Source organism: Methylobacterium sp. JK268, from assembly GCF_054052225.1.
The window spans coordinates 53,026-78,257 of record NZ_JBSVZN010000002.1 but is presented as its reverse complement, the minus strand read 5'-3'; the positions used below and the strand labels follow the sequence as shown (position 1 = coordinate 78,257).

General features: G+C 71.9%; 22 protein-coding genes and 1 tRNA gene. 9 read left to right on the top strand and 14 right to left on the bottom strand.

Annotated elements, in window-relative coordinates; genetic code table 11:
- Positions 1-6 precede the first annotated feature (6 nt).
- The gene (locus ACW9J6_RS02275; protein ID WP_457114806.1) at positions 7-1,305 is read right to left on the bottom strand and encodes an O-acetylhomoserine aminocarboxypropyltransferase/cysteine synthase family protein; all 1,299 of its coding nucleotides are present in this window, start codon (positions 1,303-1,305) and stop codon (positions 7-9) included.
- A gap of 320 nt (positions 1,306-1,625) precedes the next feature.
- Here ACW9J6_RS02275 and ACW9J6_RS02270 point away from each other — a divergent pair, with 320 nt between their 5' ends.
- The gene (locus ACW9J6_RS02270; protein WP_457114805.1) at positions 1,626-3,407 is read left to right on the top strand and encodes a long-chain-acyl-CoA synthetase; all 1,782 of its coding nucleotides are present in this window, start codon (positions 1,626-1,628) and stop codon (positions 3,405-3,407) included.
- Positions 3,408-3,621: 214 nt separating this feature from the next.
- Here the strand turns inward: ACW9J6_RS02270 and parC are convergent, their stop codons facing one another.
- Positions 3,622-5,868 carry a DNA topoisomerase IV subunit A gene (parC, locus tag ACW9J6_RS02265; protein WP_457114804.1) on the bottom strand — a complete coding sequence of 749 codons (2,247 nt, stop codon included), beginning with the start codon at positions 5,866-5,868 and terminating at the stop codon, positions 3,622-3,624.
- Positions 5,869-5,917: 49 nt separating this feature from the next.
- Positions 5,918-6,658, bottom strand: coding sequence for a DNA repair protein RecO (gene recO, locus ACW9J6_RS02260; RefSeq protein ID WP_457115104.1), 741 nt, complete (start codon positions 6,656-6,658; stop codon positions 5,918-5,920).
- A 189-nt stretch (positions 6,659-6,847) separates the two neighbouring features.
- Between recO and ACW9J6_RS02255 the strand changes: the two genes are divergently transcribed.
- Positions 6,848-7,666, top strand: coding sequence for a chemotaxis protein CheA (locus ACW9J6_RS02255; RefSeq protein ID WP_457114803.1), 819 nt, complete (start codon positions 6,848-6,850; stop codon positions 7,664-7,666).
- A 376-nt stretch (positions 7,667-8,042) separates the two neighbouring features.
- Here ACW9J6_RS02255 and ACW9J6_RS02250 read toward each other — a convergent pair whose 3' ends face one another.
- The 3 genes from ACW9J6_RS02250 to ACW9J6_RS02240 form a co-directional block, all read right to left on the bottom strand.
- A complete protein-coding gene (locus ACW9J6_RS02250) occupies positions 8,043-9,752 on the bottom strand; it encodes a calcineurin-like phosphoesterase C-terminal domain-containing protein (RefSeq protein ID WP_457115103.1) in 1,710 nt (569 codons plus the stop codon).
- A gap of 63 nt (positions 9,753-9,815) precedes the next feature.
- Positions 9,816-10,019: a DNA gyrase inhibitor YacG gene (yacG, locus tag ACW9J6_RS02245; protein WP_457114802.1), complete on the bottom strand. Its 204-nt coding sequence runs from the start codon at positions 10,017-10,019 to the stop codon at positions 9,816-9,818.
- 7 nt (positions 10,020-10,026) lie between these two features.
- Positions 10,027-10,674, bottom strand: coding sequence for a Maf-like protein (locus ACW9J6_RS02240; RefSeq protein WP_457114801.1), 648 nt, complete (start codon positions 10,672-10,674; stop codon positions 10,027-10,029).
- Positions 10,675-10,851: 177 nt separating this feature from the next.
- Between ACW9J6_RS02240 and ACW9J6_RS02235 the strand changes: the two genes are divergently transcribed.
- Positions 10,852-10,926, top strand: a tRNA-Gly gene (locus ACW9J6_RS02235).
- A 115-nt stretch (positions 10,927-11,041) separates the two neighbouring features.
- Here the strand turns inward: ACW9J6_RS02235 and ACW9J6_RS02230 are convergent.
- Entirely contained in the window at positions 11,042-11,302 is a 261-nt protein-coding gene (locus tag ACW9J6_RS02230; protein ID WP_457114800.1) for a nucleotidyltransferase family protein, read from the bottom strand.
- 298 nt (positions 11,303-11,600) lie between these two features.
- Here ACW9J6_RS02230 and ACW9J6_RS02225 point away from each other — a divergent pair, with 298 nt between their 5' ends.
- A complete protein-coding gene (locus tag ACW9J6_RS02225) occupies positions 11,601-13,178 on the top strand; it encodes an ABC transporter substrate-binding protein (protein WP_457114799.1) in 1,578 nt (525 codons plus the stop codon).
- Between the two features lie 16 nt (positions 13,179-13,194).
- Here the strand turns inward: ACW9J6_RS02225 and ACW9J6_RS02220 are convergent, their stop codons facing one another.
- Positions 13,195-13,641 carry an HD domain-containing protein gene (locus tag ACW9J6_RS02220; protein ID WP_457114798.1) on the bottom strand — a complete coding sequence of 149 codons (447 nt, stop codon included), beginning with the start codon at positions 13,639-13,641 and terminating at the stop codon, positions 13,195-13,197.
- Positions 13,642-14,577: 936 nt separating this feature from the next.
- On the opposite strand from ACW9J6_RS02220, the gene ACW9J6_RS02215 reads away from it, so the two are divergent.
- Positions 14,578-15,213, top strand: coding sequence for a transglutaminase-like cysteine peptidase (locus tag ACW9J6_RS02215; RefSeq protein ID WP_457114797.1), 636 nt, complete (start codon positions 14,578-14,580; stop codon positions 15,211-15,213).
- Here the strand turns inward: ACW9J6_RS02215 and ACW9J6_RS02210 are convergent.
- The 4 genes from ACW9J6_RS02210 to ACW9J6_RS02195 form a co-directional block, all read right to left on the bottom strand.
- On the bottom strand, positions 15,197-15,448 hold the full coding sequence (locus ACW9J6_RS02210; RefSeq protein WP_457114796.1) for a hypothetical protein: 252 nt from the start codon (positions 15,446-15,448) through the stop codon (positions 15,197-15,199). The two genes, ACW9J6_RS02215 and ACW9J6_RS02210, sit on opposite strands and share 17 nt — an antisense overlap.
- A gap of 308 nt (positions 15,449-15,756) precedes the next feature.
- Positions 15,757-16,182: an alternative ribosome rescue aminoacyl-tRNA hydrolase ArfB gene (arfB, locus tag ACW9J6_RS02205; protein ID WP_457114795.1), complete on the bottom strand. Its 426-nt coding sequence runs from the start codon at positions 16,180-16,182 to the stop codon at positions 15,757-15,759.
- A gap of 116 nt (positions 16,183-16,298) precedes the next feature.
- Positions 16,299-17,414 (bottom strand): alkene reductase, encoded by a 1,116-nt coding sequence (locus ACW9J6_RS02200; RefSeq protein WP_457114794.1) that lies wholly within the window; start codon positions 17,412-17,414, stop codon positions 16,299-16,301.
- A 177-nt stretch (positions 17,415-17,591) separates the two neighbouring features.
- Positions 17,592-18,092: a MarR family winged helix-turn-helix transcriptional regulator gene (locus ACW9J6_RS02195; protein ID WP_457114793.1), complete on the bottom strand. Its 501-nt coding sequence runs from the start codon at positions 18,090-18,092 to the stop codon at positions 17,592-17,594.
- Positions 18,093-18,314: 222 nt separating this feature from the next.
- Between ACW9J6_RS02195 and ACW9J6_RS02190 the strand changes: the two genes are divergently transcribed.
- A complete protein-coding gene (locus tag ACW9J6_RS02190; RefSeq protein ID WP_457114792.1) occupies positions 18,315-18,740 on the top strand; it encodes an organic hydroperoxide resistance protein in 426 nt (141 codons plus the stop codon).
- A gap of 6 nt (positions 18,741-18,746) precedes the next feature.
- Here the strand turns inward: ACW9J6_RS02190 and rdgB are convergent, their stop codons facing one another.
- Entirely contained in the window at positions 18,747-19,382 is a 636-nt protein-coding gene (gene rdgB, locus ACW9J6_RS02185) for an RdgB/HAM1 family non-canonical purine NTP pyrophosphatase (protein ID WP_457114791.1), read from the bottom strand.
- Positions 19,383-19,385: 3 nt separating this feature from the next.
- Complete coding sequence (gene rph, locus ACW9J6_RS02180) at positions 19,386-20,099, bottom strand: ribonuclease PH (RefSeq protein WP_457114790.1); 714 nt, start codon at positions 20,097-20,099, stop codon at positions 19,386-19,388.
- A gap of 486 nt (positions 20,100-20,585) precedes the next feature.
- Here rph and hrcA point away from each other — a divergent pair, with 486 nt between their 5' ends.
- The 3 genes from hrcA (at position 20,586) to pdeM (ending at position 25,115) form a co-directional block, all read left to right on the top strand.
- Complete coding sequence (gene hrcA / locus ACW9J6_RS02175; RefSeq protein ID WP_457114789.1) at positions 20,586-21,689, top strand: heat-inducible transcriptional repressor HrcA; 1,104 nt, start codon at positions 20,586-20,588, stop codon at positions 21,687-21,689.
- 95 nt (positions 21,690-21,784) lie between these two features.
- A complete protein-coding gene (locus tag ACW9J6_RS02170) occupies positions 21,785-24,361 on the top strand; it encodes a ligase-associated DNA damage response DEXH box helicase (RefSeq protein WP_457114788.1) in 2,577 nt (858 codons plus the stop codon).
- 40 nt (positions 24,362-24,401) lie between these two features.
- Positions 24,402-25,115 (top strand): ligase-associated DNA damage response endonuclease PdeM, encoded by a 714-nt coding sequence (pdeM, locus tag ACW9J6_RS02165; protein ID WP_457114787.1) that lies wholly within the window; start codon positions 24,402-24,404, stop codon positions 25,113-25,115.
- The last annotated feature ends 117 nt before the right edge of the window (positions 25,116-25,232 follow it).

The window sequence follows — 25,232 nt, the reverse complement described above, 5'->3', positions numbered from 1 at the left end:
TCGCCCTCACTCGGCCGCCTGGAGCAGGCGGCGTCCCGCCGCCGCGAGCGCCTGGTCGAGATCCGCCAGGATGTCGTCCGCGTGCTCGATGCCGACCGAGATCCGGATCGTCTCCGGCAGCACGCCGGCGTGGCGCTGCTCCTGAGGCGACATCTGCCGGTGGGTGGTGGAGGCCGGATGGCAGGCCAGGGACTTGGCGTCCCCGATATTGACGAGCCGCTTGACGAGCTTCAGGGCGTCGTAGAACGCGGCGCCCCCCGCGTAGCCGCCCTGCACCCCGAAGGTGAGGAGCGAGGAGGCCCGCCCGCCGAGGTATTTCTGCGCCATCGGATAATGCGGGCTGTCGGGGAAGCCCGCGTAGTTCACCCAGGCCACCCGGGGATCGGCGCGGAGGAAGTCCGCGACCTTGCGGGCGTTCTCCACGTGGCGCTCGACCCGCAGGGCCACCGTCTCGATGCCCTGCAGGAGCAGGAAGGCGCTCATCGGCGCCAGCACCGCGCCGGTGGTGCGCTGGTAGACGCTGCGCGCCCGCTCGGCGAAGGCGCTCGCGCCGAACCGCTCGGCATAGACGAGCCCGTGGTAGGAGACGTCGGGGGTGCAGAACATCGGGAAACGCGCGGGCTGCGCCATCCAGTCGAAGCGCCCGCCATCCACGATGATGCCGCCGAGCGTGGTGCCGTGCCCGCCCATGAACTTGGTGAGCGAGGCGATGACCACGTCGGCGCCGTGGTCGATCGGGCGCATCAGGATCGGCGTCGCGACGGTGTTGTCGACGACGAGCGGCACGCCGTGGGCATGCGCCACCTCCGCGAGAGCCGCGATGTCGCAGATGTTGCCCGCCGGGTTGCCGATGCTCTCGCAGTAGACCGCCCGCGTGTCGGCGTCGATCAGGCGCGCGACCGCCTCCGGGGCGTCGCTCTCGGCGAAGCGGGTGTGGATGCCCTGCCGGGGCAGCACGTGCGCGAAGAGGGTGTGGGTCGTGCCGTAGAGCTGCGGCACCGAGACGATGTTGCCGCCGCAATCGGCGAGGGTGGCGATGGCGTAGTGGAGGGCCGCCTGCCCGGTGGCGACGCTGAGGGCGGCGCAGCCGCCCTCCAGCTCCGCCACCCGGCGCTCCAGCACGGCGTTGGTCGGGTTGGCGATGCGGCTGTACCGGTAGCCCTGGGCCTCCAGGTTGAACAAGGCGGCCCCGTGCTCGGCGCTGTCGAAGGCGTAGGCGGCGGTCTGGTAGATCGGGACGGCCACGGCCTTGGTGGTCGGGTCATCCTCGTAGCCGGCATGAATCGCGATCGTCTCAGGCCGCATGATCAATCCTCGCGCAATCCTGCGCCCCGTCCTGCAAGCCGCGAACCGCCGGATCTGTGTCATTCTCGGACGATCGCGCCCGATCGGGGCCGTGTCGGGCAGCAGAGTGCCGTCCCGAGTCTTGCGATGCGTTCCCCACCGCCGCGGAAAGCGCGGCGCCGGGGCAGGAAGTCGGGCCCATGATGAAGGATGTCTTGCCGGAATCGGTCAATTTCGGAGACGATGCGGGATCCGCCGTGGATTGGCCCGTCGAGGCAAGTCTTCCTTTAAGTCTTGGCGCCAGCCTCCCGGCGAGAGCGTCGGATCGTGGGAGTGGGCGCATGGCGAGCGCAGGTGCGGCATCGTCCCGGCCGGACGTCGTACCGCCGCAGGGCGGATGGCTCGGGGCGCTGGAGCGCACGTCCCGGATCGGAACGCAGCCGTGGCGCACCCTGCCGCGGGTGATCGACGACCTCGGCCTCGCCCAGGGCGAGACCCCGGCGCTGATCGGCGAGCAGGGCAGCCTGAGCCATGCGGGCCTCGCCGCCCGCGCGCGCCGGATCGCCCGCTGGGCCCTGGCGCAGGATCTGCGTCCGGGCGACACGGTCGGCCTGCTGATGCCGAACGCGCCCGAATACATGGCGATCTGGCTGGGCCTGAGCCGGGTCGGCGTGCGCGTCGCCCTCCTCAACACCAACCTGACGGGCGCGGGCCTCGCCCACTGCATCGCGGTGGCGTCGCCTTCGCACCTGATCGTCGCACGGAGCCTGTGGCCGGCTTGCGAGGGCGCGGCGCCGCACCTCGCGGCCCGCCCGCGCCTCGTCTGGGCGGACGACCTTGCGGAGGCGCTCGACGGCCACGACCCGGCCCCCTTCGCCGAGACGGAAGAGCGCGGGGTCACCCTCGCGGATCCAGCCCTCTACATCTACACCTCCGGCACGACCGGATTGCCGAAGGCCGCCCGGGTCAGCCACCACCGGGTCATGACCTGGAGCCACTGGTTCGCCGGGCTGCTCGCGACGGGGCCGGAGGACCGGCTCTACAATTGCCTGCCGATGTACCACAGCGTCGGCGGCGTCGTGGCGACGGGCAGCGTGATCGTGGGCGGCGGAGCGGCCGTGGTGCGCGAGCGCTTCTCGGCGCGGCGCTTCTGGGACGATGTCGCCGCCGAACGCTGCACCCTCGTCCAGTACATCGGCGAACTCTGCCGCTACCTCCTCAACGCCCCCGCCCACCCGCTGGAGCGGGCGCACCGCCTGCGCATGGCGACCGGCAACGGCTTGCGGCCGGAGATCTGGGAGGCGTTCCAGACGCGGTTCGCGATCCCCAGGATCCTCGAATTCTACGCGGCAACGGAGGGCACCCTGTCGCTGTGCAACGTCGAGGGCAAGGTCGGGGCGGTCGGGCGCGTCCCGTCCTTCCTGGCGCATTCCTCGCCGGCCGCCATCGTGCGGCACGATCCCGAAACGGGAGAACCGGCCCGCGGCCCGGACGGGCACTGCCTGCGCTGCCCTCCGGGCGAGGCCGGCGAGTTGATCGGGCGCCTCAGCCGGGAGGTCGGCAGCCAGCGCTTCGAGGGCTATACCAGCGAGGCGGCGAGCGACGCGAAGGTGCTCCGCGACGTGTTCAAGCCCGGCGACGCGTGGTTCCGCACCGGCGACCTGATGCGGATCGACCGCCAAGGCTTCTACTTCTTCGTCGACCGGGTCGGCGACACCTTCCGCTGGAAGGGCGAGAACGTGGCGACGACCGAGGTGGCCGCGGCGCTCGCGCGGGCGCCCGGCGTGCGCGAAGCCGTCGTCTACGGCGTCGCGGTGCCGGGGACGGAGGGGCGGGCCGGCATGGCGGCTCTGGCGGTGGGGCCGGGCTTCGACCTCGCGACGCTCCGGGCCCATCTCGCGGCCGAGCTGCCGGCCTATGCCCGCCCGCTCTTCCTGCGCCTGCGCGGCAGCTTCGAGATCACCGAGACGTTCAAGCAGAAGAAGCAGGCGCTGGGGGACGAAGGCTTCGACCCGGAGCGGGTCGGAGATCCGCTCTTCTTCGACGATGCGGCAGCGGGGGCCTACGTGCCGCTCGACGCGGATCTGCACGCGCGGATCGTGGGCGGGGCCGTGCGGCTCTGACGGGAACGAACCCTCCCCCCTCGGCGGGGGAGGGTGGCCTGCGGAGCAGGCCGGGAGAGGGGAACCACGCTTCAGGAAAGAGCGGGACCGTATCGTAGGGCGCCAGATCCTGCGGCGTGGTTCCCCTCTCCCGGCTCACTCCGTTCGCCACCCTCCCCCGCAGAGGGGGGAGGGTTCTCCCGCGCACCGGAACACCGCGGCTCACTCCATCGGCCTACGGCCGGTTCCCCTTCGGGAACCCGCGCGGGGCCATCGCGCCGACCGTCCCTCGGTGCCCGACCCACTTCGCCAGTTCCTCGCCGACCACGGTGCGCGTGCGCCCCGCGCTGTCGGGCCAGGTCAGTCCCTCCGCGAGCTTGAACACCGACAGCCACGCGAGCGCGCTCTCACGGTAGCGCTGCAGCCGCACGCCCTTGCCGCGGGCCATCTCGGGGATCTCGGTGATGGGGAAGACCACGAGCAGGCGGTTCTCGCCGCAGGCCGCCACGTGGTCCCCCTCCCCCACCTCGATGCAGTGGGTCACGGTCGCGGCCCCGTCGAGGGTCACGACCTGCTTGCCCTTGCGGGTGTTCGCCACCAGCCCGTCCGATGGGACGGTGAAGCCGCGCCCGTCGCTGGTTCCGAAAAGCAGCTTCACGCCGGCCCGGTAGGGGAAGACCGTGACGATGTCGCTGCCCTCGTCGAGATCGGCCATCAGGCGGATCGGGTCGCCGAAGCCGCGCCCGCCCGGCAGCTTGGCCGCGTCGAGCGTGAACACCTTGCCGTTGGTGGCGAGGACCAGGAGCTTGGCGGTGGTCTCGGTGGGGAAATTCGCCTTGAGCGCGTCGTCACCCTTGAACTGCACGTTCGCGAGGTCGGCGACGTGGCCCTTGAGCGCCCGGATCCAGCCCTTCTCCGAGACGATCACGGTGATCGGCTCGCGCTCGATCATCGCCTCGGCGAGGTCGAGGTCGGACGTGTCGGGCGGGTTCTCCAGGGTCGTGCGGCGGCGCCCGAGCGGGGTGTCGGGGCCGAAGGTCTTCTTCACCGCCCGCACCTGGCCGGCGATGGACTTCCACTGTAGCGGCTCGGAGGCGAGGAGCGCGTCGATGTCGGCCTTCTCGGCGGTGAGCGCCGCCTGCTCGCGCTTCAGCTCCATCTCCTCGAGCTTGCGCAAGGAGCGCAGGCGCGTATCGAGGATCGCGTTCGCCTGCACCTCGGTGAGCTGGAAGTAGCGCATCAGCTCGGCCTTCGGCTCGTCCTCCTCGCGGATGATGCGGATCACCTGGTCGAGGTCGAGATAGACGATGAGCAGGCCGCCGAGGATCTCCAGCCGCCGCTCGATCTGGCCGAGGCGGAAGCGGGAGCGGCGCTGGAGCACGGTGCGGCGGTGGTCGAGCCACTCGCGCAGGACCTCGGCGAGGCCGACGACCCGGGGCACCTGCCCGTTCATCAGCACGTTCATGTTGAGGGAGAAGCGGCTCTCCAGCTCGGTCAGCCGGAACAGCGACTCCATCAGCACGACCGGATCGACGCCTCGCGCGCGCGGCTCCAGCACGACCCGGACATCCTCGGCCGATTCGTCGCGCACGTCGGCGAGCAGCGGCAGCTTCTTCTCGGTGAGGAGTTCGGCCATCTTCTCGATGAGCCGCGCCTTCGGCACCCCGTAGGGGATCTCCGTGACCACCACCTGCCACGCGCCGCGGCCGAGATCCTCCTTCGCCCAGCGGGCGCGCACCCGGAAGGAGCCGCGGCCGGTGCGGTAAGCCTCCGCGATGGCGGCGGCCGAATCGACCACGATGCCGCCGGTCGGGAAGTCGGGCCCCTTCACGAAGCTCGTCAGCTGCTCGGAGGTCGCGGTCGGGTGGGTGATGAGGTAGAGCGCCGCGTCGCAGAGTTCGGCGGCGTTGTGCGGCGGGATCGAGGTCGCCATGCCGACCGCGATGCCCTGGGCACCGTTGGCAAGCAGGTTCGGGAAGGCGGCCGGCAGCACGACCGGCTCCTCCTTCTCGCCGTTGTAGCTCGGCCGGAAATCGACCGAATCCTCGTCGATCCCGTCGAGGAGCAGCCGGGCGACCTCCGTGAGGCGCGCCTCGGTGTAGCGGTAGGCGGCCGGGCCGTCGCCGTCGATGTTGCCGAAATTGCCCTGGCCGTCGACCAGCGGGTAGCGCTGCGCGAAATCCTGGCTCAGCCGCACCAGCGCGTCGTAGATCGCCTGGTCGCCGTGCGGGTGGAAGTCGCCCATCACGTCGCCGACGATCTTCGCGCATTTCTTGAACGCGGACGTCGGGTCGAGGCGCAGGAGCCGCATCCCGTAGAGGATGCGCCGGTGCACGGGCTTGAGCCCGTCGCGGGCGTCGGGCAGCGCCCGGTGCATGATCGTCGAGAGCGCGTAGGCGAGGTAGCGCTCCTCGAGCGCCGTCTTCAGCTCGACGTCCTCGATCCCGTCGCGGTCGGATGGCGGCTCGAACGGCTTGCCCATGATCCCGTCAATTCAAACTTCCGGCGAAAACCGGAACATAACACGAACATCAGCCCGCATCCGCGGTGCCGAGTGCGACGAATCGTTCGCGCGCCTCGGGCGGCGCGAGGCCGCGCGCCGCCCAGACATGCTGATCGAGGAAATATCCCGTCAAGGTAAATCCCTGGCGAACGTCCCGGGGCGTGGGCGTGGCGCCGGTGCCGCCGGCCTCGCGGGGAACCAGGAAGTCCGGAAGCGCGAGCAGGCGGTCGCGCCAGGGCTCGCCGGCCGCCGCGCTCACCGCGCGCCCGCTCTTGGGGGAGACGTAGGCGAGGTAGGCGTTCGAGCCGGTCGCCGCGCAGGCCGAGAGGTCGAGCCCGAAGCCGAGCTCGGCGAGCACCGCGAGTTCGAACCGCACCATCAGGGCCGGCGCGGCGACCGGGTCGGCGAGGTGGGCGACGAGGACGAGGGCGGCGCTGTAGAGCCCCGGATGCGGGTCGCGCTCCGGCAGGAGCCGCAGCAGGGCCGCCGCGTGGGCGAGGCCGTAGAGCGCGAGCCCCGACCCCAGCAGCCGGGCGGTGGCGCTCTCGATCGGCTCGACCGCGAAGCTGCCGAGGCCGTCGTCGAGCCGCGCGCGCCAGACGGCGCGCACCCGGTTGCCCGGCTGCAGCACCGGCTGCAGGCGCCGCGAGCGCCCGCCATGGACGAGGCCGAGATGGCGCCCGTGCTCCGCCGTCATCAATTCCAGGACGACGCTCGTCTCGCCGTGCCGGCGGATGCCGAGCACGAGCCCCTCATCGCTCCACTGCATCTCCGCCATGTAAGACGGTTTGTCGCGAAACAGAACGCCTGCGGGCGCGCGCCGCGCCGCCGCGCTAACAGATTCGTGAGGCCCGTCGGGTAGGCCGCAGAAGGAATCGTTCGTTCGACATCTTCGCGCCCGATTCGCCGCGATGCTGTCAAGCGGGGAGTGGACGAGACAAGTCGGAGTAGCGTGGCCATGATGTCCGTCGAGATTGATCCCACGGAGCGCCGTGCACCCGCCGCGGCGCGGGCCGGCTTGCGGCGCCCGCTCTGGCTCGGCGCGGCCTCCGTCGGCGGCCTCCTGGCCTTCGGCGCGCTTGCCTACCCATCCGTCAGGACCCTGCTCGCGCCGCGGCCAAGCCTGGTCCAGGTCGGCCCGGTTCGCGACATGCCGGAGATCAAGGACGGGATCCCCGCCCTGCGCGACGAACCCGTCGCCCTCGCGGCTTCGGCACCCGCGCCCGCTCCCGGCGTGCGGGTCGTCGAGATCCCGGCAGCGGCCGCCAAGACATCGGATTTCACGACCTCCGCGCTCACGTCGCCCGCGCCCGCGGCCTTCACCCCGCCTCCGAGCGCCGCTCCGACGGTGGAGGCCGCCGTGATCGCGAAGGCGGACGCGGCCCCGGCCGTCGCGCCCCCGGCCTCGCGCGCGGACAACCTCGTCACCGGCACGCTCACCCCGCCTCAACGCGTCGAGCGCTCCGCGGCGGCGGCCGTGCCGAAGGCACCAGCACCCGCAGCGGCGCCGGCGACCCGGGCGGCGCGGGAGGCCGTGCCGGAGCCGGCGAAGCCCGCCCCGGTCAAGGCCGCCTCCCACCCGGCGAAGCCGGCCGCGAAGGTGGCGGCCAAGCGCGAGGCGCCCGTCGCGCGTCAGGCGGCTGCTGCTCCGTCGGCCGCCCCCGAGCAGGCGGAGGAGAAGACCTTCCTGGGCGTTCCGGTCCCGGATTTCGCGCCGGCCGGCAAGGTGATCAAGGACACGGTCGACGCGGTGATCAGCCTGCCGAGCCGGCTCTGACGGGCGCCCGGCGGAATCAGTTCGTCACCGACTCCGCTGTCCCTCGCGCATGAACGCGCGGGCTGATTGGAGGTAAAGATATTGGGTCACTGGCGCTGGCACGTCGACGCCCGCACAGGATCCTTTCTCGAGTAGACAAACGCGTGCACGATGTTCCGCGATAGGCTCATCAGCGGAACGGATCGGGACGACACGACACTCCTCTTGCTGAGGTGTGTCGTTCGCTCCAGGAGCGTTCCGCTGATGAACCTGTCGCGGAGCGTTGCACACACCGTCGCTGGCTTACGAGAGATAGAGAGGATCCCCGCGCCACGGTCCCGGGCACGAGGTACCCCAAATCTCGCTGCAGCCGCGATGCCTCGCGAGAGCCTTCGATTCAGATCCCGCGGGGCAGGCCCTCGGCGGCCACGACCTCCAGCACGAGAGCATCCCGGTGCGTGCGGCCGTATTCGTCGGTCGCCTCGACGCTGACCCGGTGCGTGCCGGGGCCGATATCGCGCGGCAGGCGGGCGGTCCAGATGTGGCTCGACGGCTCGGCCTTCACCCAGGACTTCTTGGTCGCGGCGTAGCGCGCGTAGAGGGCGGCCACGAAGGGATCGGGCCGGCGCGTCCGGGTCATCGGGACCGGGGCGCCGCCGTCGATGCGGAAGCGGACCTCGGTCCGCGGGCCGCCGTCGAAGACGTTGACCACGAGCATCGCCGTGCCGGCGGTCTCGGCCGCCACTGGCGAGCCGAACAGAGCCGCGAGCCGCGTATCCGGCAGGCGGGCGATGTCCTCGCTGTGGAACTGGCTCTCCAGCACGATCCGCATCTGCCGGCCGGCATCGTCGCTCGCCGGGACGTAGCGGGTCGTGTAGTCGCGGGCGTTCCGGATGCTGAGGACGTGGAAGCCGTGGGGCGAGCCGTCGCGGCTGTCGGCGGTGGCGATGCCGCGGCGGTCGGCCGGGCCGCTCCACCAGGAGCCGGAGACCGCCGTGAGGACGTGGTGGTGATGGGCGTCGGCTCCCGTCGCGCCGGGGCGGCCCGCGGCGTCGAGGTAGTGGTGCTCGGTCGTGTGGGTGTGGCCGGAGAGACTGAGGGCGGGCCGGCCCGCGAGCAGCCGCAGCAGCGCCTCGCGGTCGACGGTGCTCACCGCCGGATCGTCCGGGCCGAGATCGGTGACGAGCGGGATGTGGGCGGCCACGACGACGAGGCGGTCGCGCGGGGTCTCGCGGAGCACCGCTTCCACGAAGGCGAGTTGCGCCTCCCCGAACCGGCCCTCGTAGCGCCCGCCCCGGTCGGGCGCGCCCGTGGCGGCGCCGAGGTAGTGCACGTTGTCGAGCATCAGGAAGAGCACGCCCCCGTGGGAGAAGGCGTAGTAGGGTGCCCCGTAGACGCGCTTGAAGGTCTCGCGGCTGTGGCGGGCGTCCGGCGCCTCGAAGTTGAGGTCGTGGTTCCCGCCGATGTGGAACCAGGGCAGGCCGATCCGCCCCATGATGCGATTGTGCCGGCCGTACAAAGAGAGGTCGTCGAACAGCACGTCCCCGGTCGTCATCCCGAAGGCGGCCTCGATCCCCATGGCGCGCGTGACGGCGGTGTCGCGCACGAAATCGAGCTCCGTCTGGCTCTCCGGCTGCGTGTCGGTGAACAGGATGACCTCGAAGTCGCCGCTCTCCTGCGCGCGGGTGAGGCCGAAATCGACAGAGGCCGGCAGCGGCCCGGTCGGGGCGACGCCCGGATAGCGCAGGTTGATGTCGGTCGGGGTCCCGTTCGGCTGGTGCAGGTAGGAGAAGCGCGGGATGTTGTCGGCGTCGCGCGGCAGCGCGTAGCCGGTGGGCTTGATGACGAAGATCACGGTTTCGTCGGAGACCGGCAGGGTGTAGCGGCCCTGGGCGTCGGTGCGCACCACCTCGCGGCCGTTGGAGACCAGCACGTCCGGGATGCCCGGATCGTCGGCGCCGCGGCGCCCCTGGCGCGAGCGGTCCTCGTACACGGTCCCGCTGACCGTGGCGGGCCCCGCCTGAGCCGCCGCCAGCGTCGGCGCCAATGCCGCGGCCATGGCCCCGGCCACGGTCTCGCGCCGCGTGAAGGTGATCCGCTCGCTCATGTCCGCCTCCGTCTCCGCGGGTGCTTCAAGCATGCCCGCTTGAATCCTGCGTGACGGCCGCCGTCACCCCTCGTCGTCGTCCCCCGGACCGGCGGCATCCTCCGCCCGGCCCGGGATCGCGTAGCGGCCGGAGAGCCAGCGCTGCAGGTCGACATCGGCGCAACGCTTGGAGCAGAAGGGCCGGAACGCCTCGGCCGCGGGCCTGCCGCAGATCGGACAGGGGGCGGATGCCGGGGTCTCGCCCTTCGGTGTCACGGGTTCGGCCATGGCGGCCTCACGCGGCGGCGCGCCAGGCGGCGCGCACCGGGAAGCCCTCGCCCTCGAGCAGACCGACCGTCTCGTAGAGCGGCAGCCCGACCACGGCGCTGTAGGAGCCGACGAGCTTGACAACGAAGCTCCCGGCGAGCCCCTGGATGGCGTAGCCGCCGGCCTTGCCCTTCCACTCGCCGCTGGCGACGTAGGCGTCGATCTCCCGGGCCGCGAGGCGCTTGAAGCGCACGCGGGTCTCGACGAGACGCTCGCGGGTGCGGTCGCGCGGCCCGGCGATGCAGACGGCGGTGTAGACGCGGTGGGTGCGCCCCGAGAGGAGCCGCATGCAGGCATCCGCCTCCTCGGAGATCTCGGCCTTGGGCAGGATGCGCCGCCCGACCGCCACCACCGTGTCGGCGGAAATCACGTAGGCGTTGCGCAACTCCTCCCCGTGGCGCGCGGCGGTGAGCGCCACGTCGAGCTTGGCCCGCGCGAGACGCCGCACCAGCTCGCGGGGCCGCTCGCCCTTGAGCGGCGTCTCGTCGAGGTCGGCGGGAAGCAGCGCGTCCGGCTCCAGGCCCGCCTGCTGCAGCAGGGCGAGACGCCGCGGCGATCCCGAGGCCAGCACGAGCTTGGGGCGCGTGCCCGGCGCAGGGGAAGGAGACTCGGTCATGGTGCGTCCCGATGGTGAGCTGGTCGTCCCGCGGCCCGCACCTGCCCTATCTCGCGCCCGCCGTCCAGCCACGGCGAAGCCCCCCGTGGACAAACCCACCGAGTGTGCTTATGGTCCCGCCCGATCCGGTCAGGCAGCCACTGCTGCCGCGATCCGGCGGGTCCTCCGGGATCCCCCGCGGGCGTAGTTCAGTGGTAGAACGTCAGCTTCCCAAGCTGAATGTCGTCGGTTCGATCCCGATCGCCCGCTCCAATACTTCCCAAGTTTTTTAAGCGAATTCCGCCCTGGAAGCATGGTGGTTCAAGCCTCCGGGCAGGGCGCAGCTCCGCCCTGATGTCGTCCTCGACCTCCAGCCAGCGTGCGTGCGTCATTCCACGATCAGGCCCTTGGCAAGGATGCGCTCCACGAACGACGGTGTGGAGGTCGAAGCATCGTGAATGTCAGGCGGAAGGTCGGCTCTCGAACAGGCCTCCTCGACGAAATCCCACGCGGCCGGGATTCCCGCGACGGGAAAATCGATCAGGATGTCGAGATCACTGTCGTGACGCATGCGCCGCTCGACGAACGAGCCGAAGATCACGAACCGGCCGGCTCTTGCATGCGCGTAGTCGCGGAGTTGCTCCAACACCTGCGCCGCCGCGCGCGCGCCGCTGCGCTTCGCGCGATTTCCGCTCCGATAGAATCGTCACCGCCATGCCCTGCCTCCCTGGGGGCCACGATGGCCGGAGACAGGCGGCGGCCGTATCAGAGCCCGACTGAACCGTCACCGCGTCGAGGATCGAGGATCGTGCGGCGCCGTAGATCAGACCTATCCCGATCGCCCGCCCTCCCCCCATCCCTGCGCCTGTCCGGCCCGGCGCCTTCACCGGGCGCAAACCGGGCGCGTGCACAATCGGGCGCGACGCTCCCCGGACAGGCTGACCCCGATGCCCACGCGCCGCACGATCCTCGCCGGCCTCTCCACCCTCGCCGCACCGCGGATCGCCCGCGCCGCGCCGGCCCGGCCCCTGCGCTTCGTGCCGCGCACCGATCTCGGGATCCTCGATCCGATCTGGAGTTCGGCGATCATCACGCGCAACCACGCCTTCATGGTCTACGACACCCTCTACGGCCAGGACGAGACGTTCGCGCCGAGCCCGCAGATGGTGGAGGGCCACGTCGTCGAGGAGGACGGGCGGGTCTGGCGCCTGACCCTGCGCGAGGGCCTTCTCTGGCACGACGGGGCGCCGGTCCTCGCCCGCGACTGCGTCGCCAGCATCCGGCGCTGGGGCGCGCGGGACGCCTTCGGGCAGGCGCTGATGGCCGCCACCGACACGCTCTCGGCCCCGGACGACCGCACCATCCTGTTCCGGCTCATGACCCCCTTCCCGTTCCTGCCCCTGGCGCTCGGGAAGTCGGCGGCCTTCTTCCCGGCGATGATGCCCGAGCGCCTCGCCGCCCTCGGCCCGGACAAGCAGGTCACGGAGATCATCGGCTCGGGGCCGTTCCGCTATCGCGCCGACGCGCGCGTGCCCGGCGCCCGCAACGTCTACGAGCGCTTCGACCGCTACGTGCCGCGGGCCGACGGCACGCCCTCGCGCACGGCCGGCCCCAAGCGCGCGCGGGTCGAGCGCGTCGAGTGGGTGACCATGCCCGATCCCGCCACCGCCGCGGCGGCGCTCCAGGCGGGCGAGGTCGACTGGGTCGATTACCCGGTGGCCGACCTCCTGCCGCTGCTGCGGGCGAGCCCTGGCATCGACGTGCGCATCCTCGACCCGAAGGGGATGATCGGCGTCTTCCGGATGAACCACCTGCAGCCGCCCTTCGACAACCCGGCGATCCGCCGGGCCGTCCTGGCCGCCTTCGACCAGGCGGAGTTCATGCAGGCGGTGGTCGGCGAGGAGCGCAGCCTGTGGCGGGACGCCGTCGGGTTCTTCTGTCCCGGGACGCCGCTCGCGACCGAGGCCGGGATCGAGGCGGTCACGGCGCCCCGCGACCTCGACGCCGCGGCGCGGGCCGTCCGCGAGGCCGGCTACCGGGGCGAGCCGGTGGCGCTGATCGTGTCGAGCGACTTCCCGGCCTTCAAGGCGATGTCCGACGTCGCCGCCGAGACGATGACCCGCATCGGGCTGAAGGTCGACTACCAGTCCCTCGACTGGGGCACCGTCCAGCAGCGCCGCCACCGGCGCGAGCCGGTCGAGCGGGGCGGCTGGAGCGCCTTCGTGACGAACTACGAGGGCGCCGACCACGCCGATCCCGCCGGCCATCTCGCCCTGCGCACCAACGGCGCCCAGGCGTGGTTCGGCTGGCCGAGCGACCCGGTGATCGAGGGCCTGCGCGACCGCTGGTTCGCGACCCGGGACCTCGCGGCGCAGCAGGCCATCGCCGCCGAGATCCAGCGGCGGGCCTTCGTCAGCGTGCCCTACATTCCCCTTGGGCAGTTCTTCGTGCCCACCGCCTATCGCCGCAGCCTCACGGACCTCGTCGACGGCTTCGCGATCTTCTGGAACGTGCGGCGGGCCTGACGGCCGCGCCCCCCGCTCAGCCGTGCCGGTAGCCCAGGGCCGCCGCCGCCCGGCGCAGGCTGTCGCCCGCGGGGGAGTCCGGGCCCGCTTCATCGTGCTCGCTCTCCGAGAGCGCGACGAGCAGCGCCTCCAGGTTGCGGCTCTCCGCGAGGGAGGCCGCGGCCTGATCGCGTTCCGGTCCGACGCCGAGCAGCCGCACCGCCTCGACCACCGGGCCGGCGAAGCCGGCCTCGACGAGATCGGCGGCGGTGGTCGGCGTGTCCCTCAGGACGTCGTGCAGCCACGCCGCCTGGACGATCAGGTCCGGATCGACGGGCAGCCCCTGGGCCTGCGCCGCCCGCGCCCGCCGCTCCGCGCCGCGCACAACGCGCTCCAGGTGCTCGATATAGGGAGCGCCGGTCTCATCCAGTTGGCCCGCGTGCTGCACCCGAGCGAAGGCTTTGGCATCCGCACTCGTCATCATGGCCGGCCATTCCTCCCGCGCGGGGCGAAGGCGGCGCCGGGTCCGGTTCGTCCCGGCGGCGCTCCCTCACCCATGTTAGCCGGGCTCCGATCCGATGCCGAATCGGCGTGTCGCGCGATGTCGTTGCGGGCCGCGGATCGTTCGCCCGGCCCCCGTCGCTGAATGACAGCACCAATTCCCAAACTCACGCGAGGCGACTTGCCCCCGGCGACGCCTGGCGGGCCCGACATCTCCCGCGTGAATCTGCCGAGCGGCGGGCCGGCCGATCCGCTGGCGACCCCGGCGGTGCGGGCGAAATACCTGCCGAACGAGAACGTCCCGGTCCAGGGCGGCCTGTTCACCGGCGATCCGGCCGGCCCGTTCCACCCGGGCGGGAACGCCGTGAACCGGCGTTCGCCGACCGGTGAGAGGCTGAAGAACGCCGCCATCTTCGGCGTGCGCTCGCCAATCCGCTCGTGGCACCGGCCTCCCTCACCCTCGCCTCGTAGAGGCGCGCCTGTCCGGGCAACATCCAAGTCCCGTTAAGGCGCGCCTTGGTCTGCGGGGGGTCTTTATTCAGTTGTAAATCGTACGATTCGAGCTCGGGCGGGATCCCCTCTCCCGAGTGGAAGAGGGCTCCGGGGATCGAAGATCCCGCGTGAGGGTGGCTCGGCTTCCGCACAATGCCTGATCCGTGCCGCTGGCAGCTCGACTGCTCAGCACTCTTGCTGAACCCGACCCACCCTCACCAGCGGCCCCTCTCCCACTCGGGAGAGGGGGGACGTGCCTCCTATGTGACCCGGACAGACTTGCCCAGGCGGGCAGAGGAGACACCCGCAGCGGGTGACGGGCGACCCGCCACCCCGTCCGCCTCGTTAACCTTTTCTTTACGCTTCCATTGCCGCGCCCGCTCCCCCGTGCCACCTAAGCTTAACGGGTGATTAACGGGGCGGGCCGATGCGCAGCGCAGGTCAGGGATGGGGGCGGGTCGCCGTCGGGGCCGCCCTGCTTCTGGCGGGTCTGACGGCACCGGCCGGGGCGCAGACGCTCGCCGCCCTGCCGCAGGCGGGCGCCGTGCCGGTCGTCTCCGGGGCCTCGAAGCCCCTGCCCGCCTGGACGGAGTTCTGCCAGCGCTACGCGTCGGAATGCGCGGTGGACCTGTCGGAGGCGGACACGATCACGCTGAGCCCGCGGCTGTGGCAGACGATCACGGCGGTCAACCGCTCGGTCAACACCCGCATCCAGCCGATCACCGACCAGGAGCACTGGGGCGTGCCCGACCGCTGGGACCTGGCCGAGGACGGCACGGGCGACTGCGAGGACTACCAGCTGCTCAAGCGCAAGCTCCTGGCCGATGCGGGGCTGCCGCGGCGGGCGATGCGCATGACGGTGGTGATCGACGAGAAGGGCGAGGGCCACGCCGTGCTGATGCTGCGCACCGACCGCGGCGACCTCGTGCTCGACAACAAGACCAGCGCCGTGCTCCCCTGGCACCGCACCGGCTACACCTTCATCAAGCGCGAGTCCCAGGACACCGTCGCCTGGGTGTCGCTCGGCCGCGCCATCGGGCCCCTCGTCACCGCGAATCGCTGATGCCGCTCCGACGCGCCTCGGCCGCGACGTCCTCGCTCCCGCGCTCCCACGGCAGCGCCAGGATCACCCGGACCGGCGCCGACACCTCCGGCAGGAAGGCCGGGGGAAGCGGATCGAGGCCCGGCCGCAGGTCGAGGGCCGCAGCCCCGGTCCCGCCCGCGACCGCCAGGACGACGAGGTAGGCCGCCCCGACGCCGAGGGCCTCCAGCCCAAGCCGCTTCCATCGCCTGATCATCGAGAGCCTCACCCGGACCGCTGTGGCGATGTCGCCACCCTGTCCTCGCGTTGGGGAAAGACTGGCGCGCGACTGATTAACGGATCTCTCCGATCCCAGATCCTCCACGAAGATCCCAGGCCTGAAGCCCGGAAGATGCTGAATCGAGTCTGTCGGGTCTTGCACCGCCCCTCCGGAACCCGGTCCGGACTGCTTGACATCCTCTGCCATGGTGTTGTTCGGGGAAACCGGCCCCGGCGCGGCGCCAACCAGGTGGCAAGAACGGACCCGAGCGGGCCCTCCCGGCCTCGCCCTTCATGCCGTCCGCGCTAATCCAGGCCGGGCTTCGACCCGCGCATGCGCTTGACGCCGCCGCGATGGCTCTTGGCCTCGAGGCGCCGCGCCTTCGAGGCGAGGGTCGGCCGCGTCGGACGCCGCGGCTTGGGCGGCACGGCGGCCTCGCGCACCAGGGCGGCCAGGCGCTCACGGGCTTTGGCCCGGTTGCGCTCCTGCGTGCGGTGCTCCTGAGCCGTGATGACGAGCACGCCCTCCACCGTGAGGCGCCGCCCGGCGAGTTTCATCAGGCGGATCGCCACCGCGTTCGGCAGCGAGGGCGACCGACGCACGTCGAATCGGAGCTGCACCGCGGTCGCCACCTTGTTGACGTTCTGCCCGCCCGGTCCCGAGGCCCGCACGAAACTCTCCTCCAGCTCCGCCTCGTCGAGGATGATGGACGGCGTGCATTCGAGGGCCACGGCGGGTCTCCGGCTCGGACGGGCGAGAGATGCCGCGCCGCTGCGCACCGCACAAGAGCGGGACCCGGCGGCGCTGCCGCCGGGTCCCGCACCGGCCGGTGGGAGACCGTCGCCGCTCAGGCGGCCGAGGCCAGGGACGGGTAGTCGGTGTAGCCCCGCGCGTCCCCGCCGTAGAAGGTCGAGCGGTCGTAGCGGTTGAAGCCGGCCCCGCTGCGGATCCGCTCGGGCAGGTCCGGGTTGGCGATGAAGAGCCGGCCGAAGGCCACGGCGTCGACGTCCCCGCCCGCCACCGCCGCCGCCGCGCTCTCGGGCGTGAAGCCGCCGGCCGCGATCAGCGGGCCGCCGAAGCGCGCCTTGAAGCGCGCAGCCGCGTCCGGCGCGTTCGGATCGAGGGCGTTCACGTCGCTCGTCTGGTCGGCCCGCGGCTCGACCACGTGCAGGTACGCGAGCCCGCGCCGGCCGAGTTCGGCCGTGTCGTGGTCGAACAGCGCGCCCGGGTCGCTGTCGCGCATGCCGTTGAAGCTCCCCCAGGGCGAGATCCGGATCCCGACCCGGTCCGCGCCGATCGCGCCGGCCACCGCGTCGACGACCTCCAGCTGGAATCGCACCCGGTTCTCGATCGGACCGCCGTAGCGGTCGGTCCGGCGGTTGGTGGAATCCTGCAGGAACTGGTCGATCAGATACCCGTTCGCCGAGTGGATCTCGACGCCGTCGGCGCCGGCCTCGCGGGCATTGATCGCCGCCTGCCGGAACAGGCCCACGATCTCGGCGATCTCCGCCTCCTCCAGCGCCTGCGGCGTCTCGAAGGGAACCGCGTTGAAGCGGGAGTCCATGTGGTTGCCCGGAGCGGCCACGGCGGAGGGCGCCACCGGCAGGCGGCCGCCCGGCTGCATGGAGGAATGCGAGATGCGGCCGGTGTGCCAGATCTGGATGAACAGGTGACCGCCCTTGGCGTGAACCGCGTCCGCGATGGCGCGCCAGCCAGCCACCTGGTCGCGCGTGTAGATCCCCGGCGCTCCGGGATAGCCGCGGGCCTGCTCGGCGATGTCGGTCGCCTCGGCGATCACGAGGCCGCCGCGGCTCGCCCGCTGGCCATAATACTCCGCGTTGAGCGGCTGGGGGACGTCTCCCGGTTGGCGCGAGCGCATGCGCGTCAGCGGCGCCATCACGATGCGATGGTCGAGGCGGACCGCGCCGAGGGTCAGCGGCTGAAAAAGCGTGTCGATGGTCATCGGGAATGCGAACTCCGGAAACGGAACCGGCCGCGGCTGCGACCGCGGGGCTCCGACGGTGCCGTCCGGGGGAACCGGACCGGCCTCAGATGGTCAGCCGGCCGGTCGGATGAAGGTTCCGGAGGCAGCCGCCCGTCCAAGCTGTGCGGTTTCGCACACGGCGCGGCGACGGGCGTCCTACTCCGCCTCTCGCTCGGGGGCGGCGTGGGCCTGGAGCGCGTCGCGCAGCGACACGATGTCGTCGCGCAGATCCTTCAGCCGGCCGGGCGAGCGGCCGGAGGCGCACAGGATGTCGGTCGGGAAGGGCAGCGCCCGCTGGCGGAGCGCGCGCCCGCTCTCGGTCAGGGTGATCCGCATCAGGCGCTCGTCCGCCCCGTCCCGGGCGCGCCGCACCAGCCCGGCGCCCTCCAGACGCTTCATCAGCGGCGTCAGCGTCCCGGAATCGAGGTAGAGCCGCTGCCCGATCGCCTTCATGGTCTGGCCGTCCTCCTCCCAGAGGACCAGCAGGACGAGGTACTGCGGATAGGTCAGCCCCACCGAGTCGAGCAGGGGCTTGTAGATCCGGTTGAAGGCGTGCGCGGCCGAGTACACGGCGAAGCAGATCTGGCTGGCGAGATGCAGGTCGGCGGGAGCAGCCTCCTCGCCCCGCTCGGCAATCTCGGCACCGGTGCCCGACATGTCGGCCTCCTCTCCCTCCCGACGGCGCCCGCCGGGTCGCGCCGGCCCGCAGTGCGGACGGTGCGACGGCCTGGACCGGTGGTGGGTCGCCGAACGATACGCTCGCAGCCGCGAGAAAACAAATTGCGCGCTATGCAATAGTGCGCTATAAGACTGCTGGCCGGTCTGAAGGGTCGGTCGGAGCCACCGGGCGCACCTGCCCGCGCATCAACGGAGGGATCCATGTCCGTCGACGTGAAGTACACCACCCAGGCCACCGCCACGGGCGGCCGCGATGGTCGCGCCAAGACCGCGGACGGCAGCCTCGACGTGAAGCTGACCACGCCGAAGGAACTTGGTGGCGGCGGCGGCGAAGGCAACAACCCCGAGCAGCTTTTCGCGGCCGGCTACTCGGCCTGCTTCCTCGGCGCGATGAAGTTCGTGGGCGGCCAGGAGAAGATCCAGGTCCCGGCGGACACCACCGTGACGGCGACCGTGGGCATCGGCCCGCGCTCCGAGGGCGGTTTCGGCATCACCGCCAACCTGAAGGTCTCGCTCCCGGGCCTCGACCGCGCCACCGCCGAGAAGCTGGTCGAGAAGGCGCACCAGGTGTGCCCCTACTCGAACGCCACCCGCGGGAATGTCGACGTCGGCCTCGAGATCGCCTGACGGGTCTCAGCGCTCGCGGTCGCCGAGGCAGGCGGCCGCGAGGCTCAGGAAGGCGCGCGCCCTGTGCGAGAGGGCGCGCCGGTTGTCCCAGTCGATCCCGTGCTTCTCCTCGGCCCCGAGTTCGCCGAAGGTGAGCGGGCTCTCGTCCGGCTTGAACATCGGGTCGTAGCCGAAGCCGCGCGTGCCGCGGGGCGGCCAGACGAGGTCGCCGAAGACGCGGCCCTCGAAGAGCTCCTCGTGCCCGTCGGGCCAGGCGATGACCAGCGCCGAGACGAAATGGGCCCGGCGGTCCGTCGCCCCGCGCTGCGCCAGTTCGCGCTCGATGCGGCCCATGGCGCCGGCGAAATCCTTGGACGGCCCGGCCCAGCGGGCGGAGAACAGGCCCGGCGCGCCGTCGAGCGCCGCGACGCAGAGCCCGGAATCGTCCGCGAAGGCCGGCAGGCCCGTGGCCGTGGCGGCGGCCCGGGCCTTGATGGCGGCGTTCTCCGCGAACATCGTGCCGGTCTCGTCCGGCTCGGGCAGGCCGAGGTCGCCGGCCGACACGGCCTCGACGCCGAAGGGCGCGAGGAGGTCGCGCATCTCGACGAGCTTGCCGGCATTGTGGGTCGCGATGACGACCCGGCCCGCGAGGCGGCGTCCCATGGCCTAGCCCACCGCCTGCTTCTGAAGCGCCACCAGGTCGGCGACTCCGCTCTTGGCGAGCCGCAGCAGACCCAGGAACTCCTCCTCCGAGAAGGGCGTGATCTCGGCGGTGCCCTGCACCTCCACGAGGCCGCCCTTGCCGGTGATCACGAAGTTCGCGTCGGTGTCGGCCGCCGAATCCTCCGCGTAGTCGAGGTCGAGGATCGGCGTGCCCTTGTGGATGCCGCAGGAGATCGCCGCCACGTGGTCGCGCATCGGGTCGACGGAGATGATCGAGCGGCCGCGCATCCAGGTGAAGCATTCGTGCAGCGCCACCCAGGCGCCGGTGATGGACGCGGTGCGCGTGCCGCCGTCGGCCTGCAGCACGTCGCAATCGACCACGATCTGACGCTCGCCGAGGGCGGGCAGGTTCACGACGGCGCGCAGCGAGCGGCCGATCAGGCGCTGGATCTCCTGCGTTCGGCCGGACGGCTTGCCGGCCGTGACCTCGCGCCGGTTCCGCTCGTGGGTGGCGCGCGGCAGCATCGCGTACTCGGCGGTGATCCAGCCCTTGCCCGAGCCCCGCAGCCAGGACGGCCCGCGTTCCTCCAGCGAGGCCGTGCAGAGGACCCGGGTCTCGCCGAAGGTGACGAGGCAGGAGCCCTCCGCGTAGCGGGCCACACCCTTCTCCAGCGTGACCTTTCGCAACTCGTCGGGCGCACGCTTGGATGGACGCATCGGGCTCTCCTCGGGACCGTCACAGGCCCGCGCTCTTAGGCGGTGGCGTGCGGTCCGGCAAGCGCTCGGCCGAGGGGCGATCAGTCCGGTGACTCCGCCGCCGGGCCCGCCCATCGACAGCCTCGATGGCGGTGGTGGTGGCGCCACTGGCGGCGATGACCCCAGCCGTGGTGGCGGCCGTCTGTGTTCTGTGCGTGCAGGATGCCGGCCTCCGCCGCGGACGGGAGCGGGCGTGGAGGGCGCGGCCTGTGCGCCGGCCACGGCGCGTCCGCGAGCGGCGATTCGGACGATCTGCATGGGAGCCTCCAGGTCGATCGCCCGGCGGAGTGCCGGGCTCTCACGCGCAGGCTGCGAGCGCCCGGACGAACGGCGACGGACGGCAGCGGCAGCCCGCCCGACCACCGGGCGCCAGGGCGCGGCTTCGCGTGCGCTTGCGCACGCCGCGCGTGCACCTCACATTGAGTGTCCTTGCACGCCAAGCTGTTGATGAACACGCGCGACCTCCCTCCCCTGCCCGCCGGGCCGGGCCAAGCCCGCAGTCTCGCCGAGTTGAACGAGCGCTCGCGCGAGATCTTCCGGCAGATCGTCGAGAGCTACCTGGCGAATGGCGAGCCGGTCGGCTCGCGCAACCTCGCCCGGATCCTCCCGATGGCGCTGTCGCCGGCCTCGGTCCGCAACGTCATGTCGGACCTGGAACAGGCCGGCCTGATCTACGCCCCCCATACCAGCGCGGGCCGGCTGCCGACGGAACTCGGCCTGCGCTTCTTCGTGGACGCCCTGCTCGAACTCGGCGATGTCGGCCAGGACGAGCAGGGCCGGATCGAGGCGCAGATGCGCGCCGCCGCCTCCCGCCACACCTTCGAGAGCGCGCTGACCGAGGCCACCGTGATGCTCTCGGGCATGTCCCGTGGGGCCGGCGTGGTGGTGACGACGAAGCAGAACGCGAATCTCCGCCACATCGAGTTCGTTCGGCTCGATCCCGGCCGGGCGCTGGTGGTGCTCGTCTCCGAGGACGGCTCGGTCGAGAACCGCCTCGTCGACCTCCCGCCGGGGCTGCCGGCCGGGGCGCTGCAGGAGGCGTCGAACTTCCTCAACGCCCGCATCCGCGGCCGCACCCTCGGCGAGGTCCGGGCCGAGATCGAGACCCGGCGCGAGGCGATGAAGCGCGATCTCGACGCGCTCACCGAGCGCTTGGTCGAGGCGGGCCTCGCCCGCACGGTCGGCCCCTCGGAGGAGCGTCAGCTCATCGTGCGGGGCCAGGCCAACCTCCTGGAGGACCTGCGCGCCGCCGAGGACCTGGAGCGGATCCGCCTGCTGTTCAGCGACCTGGAGAGCCAGAAGGACGTCATCGACCTCCTCACCCGGGCGGAGGGCGGCGAGGGCGTGCGCATCTTCATCGGGTCGGAGAACAAGCTGTTCTCGCTCTCCGGCTCCTCGATGATCGCCGCGCCGTTCCGGGACGGCCGCCAGAAGATCGTCGGCGTCGTCGGGGTGATCGGCCCGACCCGGCTCAACTACGCCCGCATCGTGCCGATGGTGGACTTCACCGCCCGGGTCGTCTCCCGGATGCTGGAGAGCGGGCGGGGGTGAGCGACGGGGAAGCGGGCGGCCGGACGAAGCGCGGAAAGCGCCACGCGAACCCTTCCTCCTCTGCGGGGGAAGGTGGGGAGCGGAGCGGTCTTCCTGTGGCCGTCCAGCACACTCCCACTGATACCCAACGAGACGCGGGGAGAGGGCATGCGCACGTCCCGGACGCTGAATCCGCTAAGCCGCAGAACGGGCCGGCCCTCCCCCCCGCCTTCCGCGCCTGGTTCGCCTCCCGCGGCTGGGAGCCCCGCCCGCACCAGCTCGCGCTCCTCGCCGCCGCCCGCGCCGGGCGCTCCGCCCTCCTGGTCGCGCCGACCGGCGCCGGCAAGACGCTCGCCGGCTTCCTGCCGACCCTGATCGATCTCGCCGACCGGCCGGCCACCAGGAAGAGCGGTCTCCACACCCTCTACATCTCGCCCCTGAAGGCGCTCGCGGTCGACATCGCTCGCAACCTCGAAGCGCCGGTCGCCGGGATCGGGCTGCCGGTGCGCATCGAGACCCGCACCGGCGACACGCCCGCCCACAAGCGCGCGCGCCAGATCGAGCGTCCGCCCGACATCCTCCTCACCACGCCGGAGCAGCTCGCCCTGCTGATCGCCCACCGCGAAGCGGAGACGCTCTTCTCCGGCCTGAAGCGGGTCGTCCTCGACGAGTTGCACGCCCTCGTCACCTCGAAGCGCGGCGACCTGCTGGCGCTCGGCCTCGCCCGCCTGCACCGCCTCGCGCCCGGCCTCGCGGCCACCGGCCTCTCGGCGACCGTGCGCGAGCCGGAGGCGCTGCAGCGCTACCTCGTCCCGCAGGCGCCGGAGCCGCGCCTGGCCGATCTGATCACGGTCGCGGGCGGCGCCAAGCCGGACCTGCGCCTGCTGGAGGCGACCCGCGCCCTGCCGCTCGCGGGCCACACCGCCTGGCAGGCGATGCCGGCGATCTACGACCTGATCCGGCAGCATCGGATGGTGCTCGTCTTCGTCAACACCCGGCTCCAGGCCGAGTACACGTTCCAGGAGCTCTGGAAGCTCAACGAGGATTCGCTGCCGATCGCCCTCCACCACGGCTCGCTGGACGCCACGCAGCGCCGCCGGGTCGAGGCGGCGATGGCGGAGGGCCGCCTGCGCGCGGTCGTCTGCACCGCCACCCTCGACCTCGGCATCGACTGGGGCGACGTCGACCTCGTGGTGAATGTGGGCGCGCCGAAGGGCGCGAGCCGGATCATGCAGCGGATCGGGCGCGCCAATCACCGCATGGACGAGCCCTCCCGGGCCTACCTCGTGCCAGCGAACCGCTTCGAGATCCTGGAATGCCGCGCCGCCCTCGATGCCGTCGAGGAGGCGGCGCAGGACACGCCGGACCCTCGGGTCGGCGCGCCCGATGTGCTCGCCCAGCACGTGCTCGGCATGGCCTGCGCGGGGGGCTTCTCGCTCGAGAATCTCTACGAGGAGGTGCGCTCGGCCGCGCCCTATGCGGGCGTCGCCTACGAGGACTTCGAGCAGGCCGTCGATTTCGTGGCGACCGGCGGCTACGCGCTGCGGGCCTACGAACGCTTCGCCAAGATCCTGCGCGGCCCGGACGGGCTGTGGCGGGTGCGGGACGCCCGCACGGCGCAACAATACCGGATGAATGTCGGCACGATCATCGAGGCGACGCACGTCAAGGTGCGGCTCGCCCGCGGCGTGCGCGGCAAGCCAGGGACGATCCTGCCCAAGGGCGGGCGGGTTCTCGGTGAGATCGAGGAGGACTTCGCCGAGACGCTCACGGTCGGCGACACCTTCCTGTTCGCGGGCGAGATCCTGCGCTTCGAGGGCCTGCACGAGGACGAGGCCCTGGTGACGCGGGGTGCCCCGGGCTCCGACCCGGCGATCCCGAGCTACGCGGGCTCGAAATTCCCGCTCTCGACCTTCCTGGCCGCCCGGGTCCGCCAGCTCATCGCCGACCCGTTCGAGTGGGACCGTCTGCCCGCGCAGGTGGCCGACTACCTGCTCCAGCAGCGGCGCCGCTCGATCCTGCCGGGCCCGCGCGACCTGCTGGTCGAGACCTTTCCGCGCGGCAACCGCCACTACCTGACCTGCTTCGCCTTCGAGGGCCGCCTCGCCCACCAGACGCTCGGCATGCTGCTGACCCGCCGTCTGGAGCGGGCGGGCCTGCGGCCGCTCGGCTTCGCGGCGAACGATTACGGGCTGGCGATCTTCGGCAGCCGCGATGTCGCCGAGCGGATCGGCCGCGAGCCGGGCTTCCTCGACGACCTGTTCGCGCAGGACATGCTCGGCGACGACCTCGAAGCGTGGCTGGATGAATCGGCCATGATGAAGCGCACCTTCCGCCAATGCGCGGTCATCGCCGGACTGATCGAGCGCCACCATCCGGGCCTGCGCAAGACCGGGCGGCAGGTCACGATGTCGACCGACCTGATCTACGACGTGCTGCGCAAGCACGAGCCCGACCATCTGCTGCTGCGCGCCGCCCGCCAGGATGCGGCAACCGGACTCCTCGACGTGCGCCGCCTCGGCATGATGCTGTCGCGCATCCAGGGGCGAATCATCCACAAGGCGCTCGACCGCGTCTCGCCCCTCTCCGTGAACGTGATGCTCGAGATCGGGCGGGAGCGGGTCTACGGGGAGGGGGCCGACGAGATTCTGGCCGAAGCCGAGGCGGCGCTGCTCGACGAGGCGCTGTCCTGACCACAACCGAGCCCGGCCCCGGCTCCAAGGACGAGAGACCGTGACGCCGGCCCTGAAGCTCGAGAAGACCACGAAGACCCCCACCCTCCTCCTCGCCGGCGAAGCCCTCACCCTCGATCTGAGCGGCGCCCTCTGGCTCGACGCCCACCGCACCCTCGTGGTGTCGGACCTCCACCTGGAGAAGGGCTCCTCCTTCGCGGCCCGGTCGGGCCAGTTCCTGCCGCCCTACGACACCCGCGAGACGCTGGCCTGCCTGCACGAGGTGGTGGCGCGGTTCGACCCGGCCCGCGTGGTGGCGCTGGGGGATTCCTTCCACGATGCGGGCGGGCCCGGCCGCATGGATCCGGGCGACCACGCGCTCATCGTCGCCCTGCAGGAGGGGCGCGACTGGGTTTGGATCAACGGCAACCACGACCGCGCCGTGCAGGATGGGATCGGCGGGCGCTTCGCCGACGAGTTGGCGATCGGGGGCCTGCGGCTGCGCCACGAGCCGATGGTGGGCGCGGCGCCCGGCGAGATCGCGGGCCACCTGCACCCGGTGGGGAAGGTCGCGATGCGGGGGCGCGCGGTGCGCCGCCGCTGCTTCGTCGCCGACGGGCACCGCGTGGTGATGCCGGCCTTCGGCGCCTATACGGGCGGCCTCAACGTGCGCAGCGCCGCCTTCGACACGCTGTTTCCGGGGGGTCTGACCGCGCATCTCCTGGGCGATGGGCGGGTCTTCGCGATCGGGCGGGCGATGCTGGCGCGGGAGTGAGGGGCGGGAGCGGGAGAACCCTCCCCCGTAGAGGCTGCCGTGTGCACACGGCATAGCAAGGCTTAACCGACGTCGATGAAGCGGAAGACTGGCAGAATTCATCCAGCCCGGCGGTCG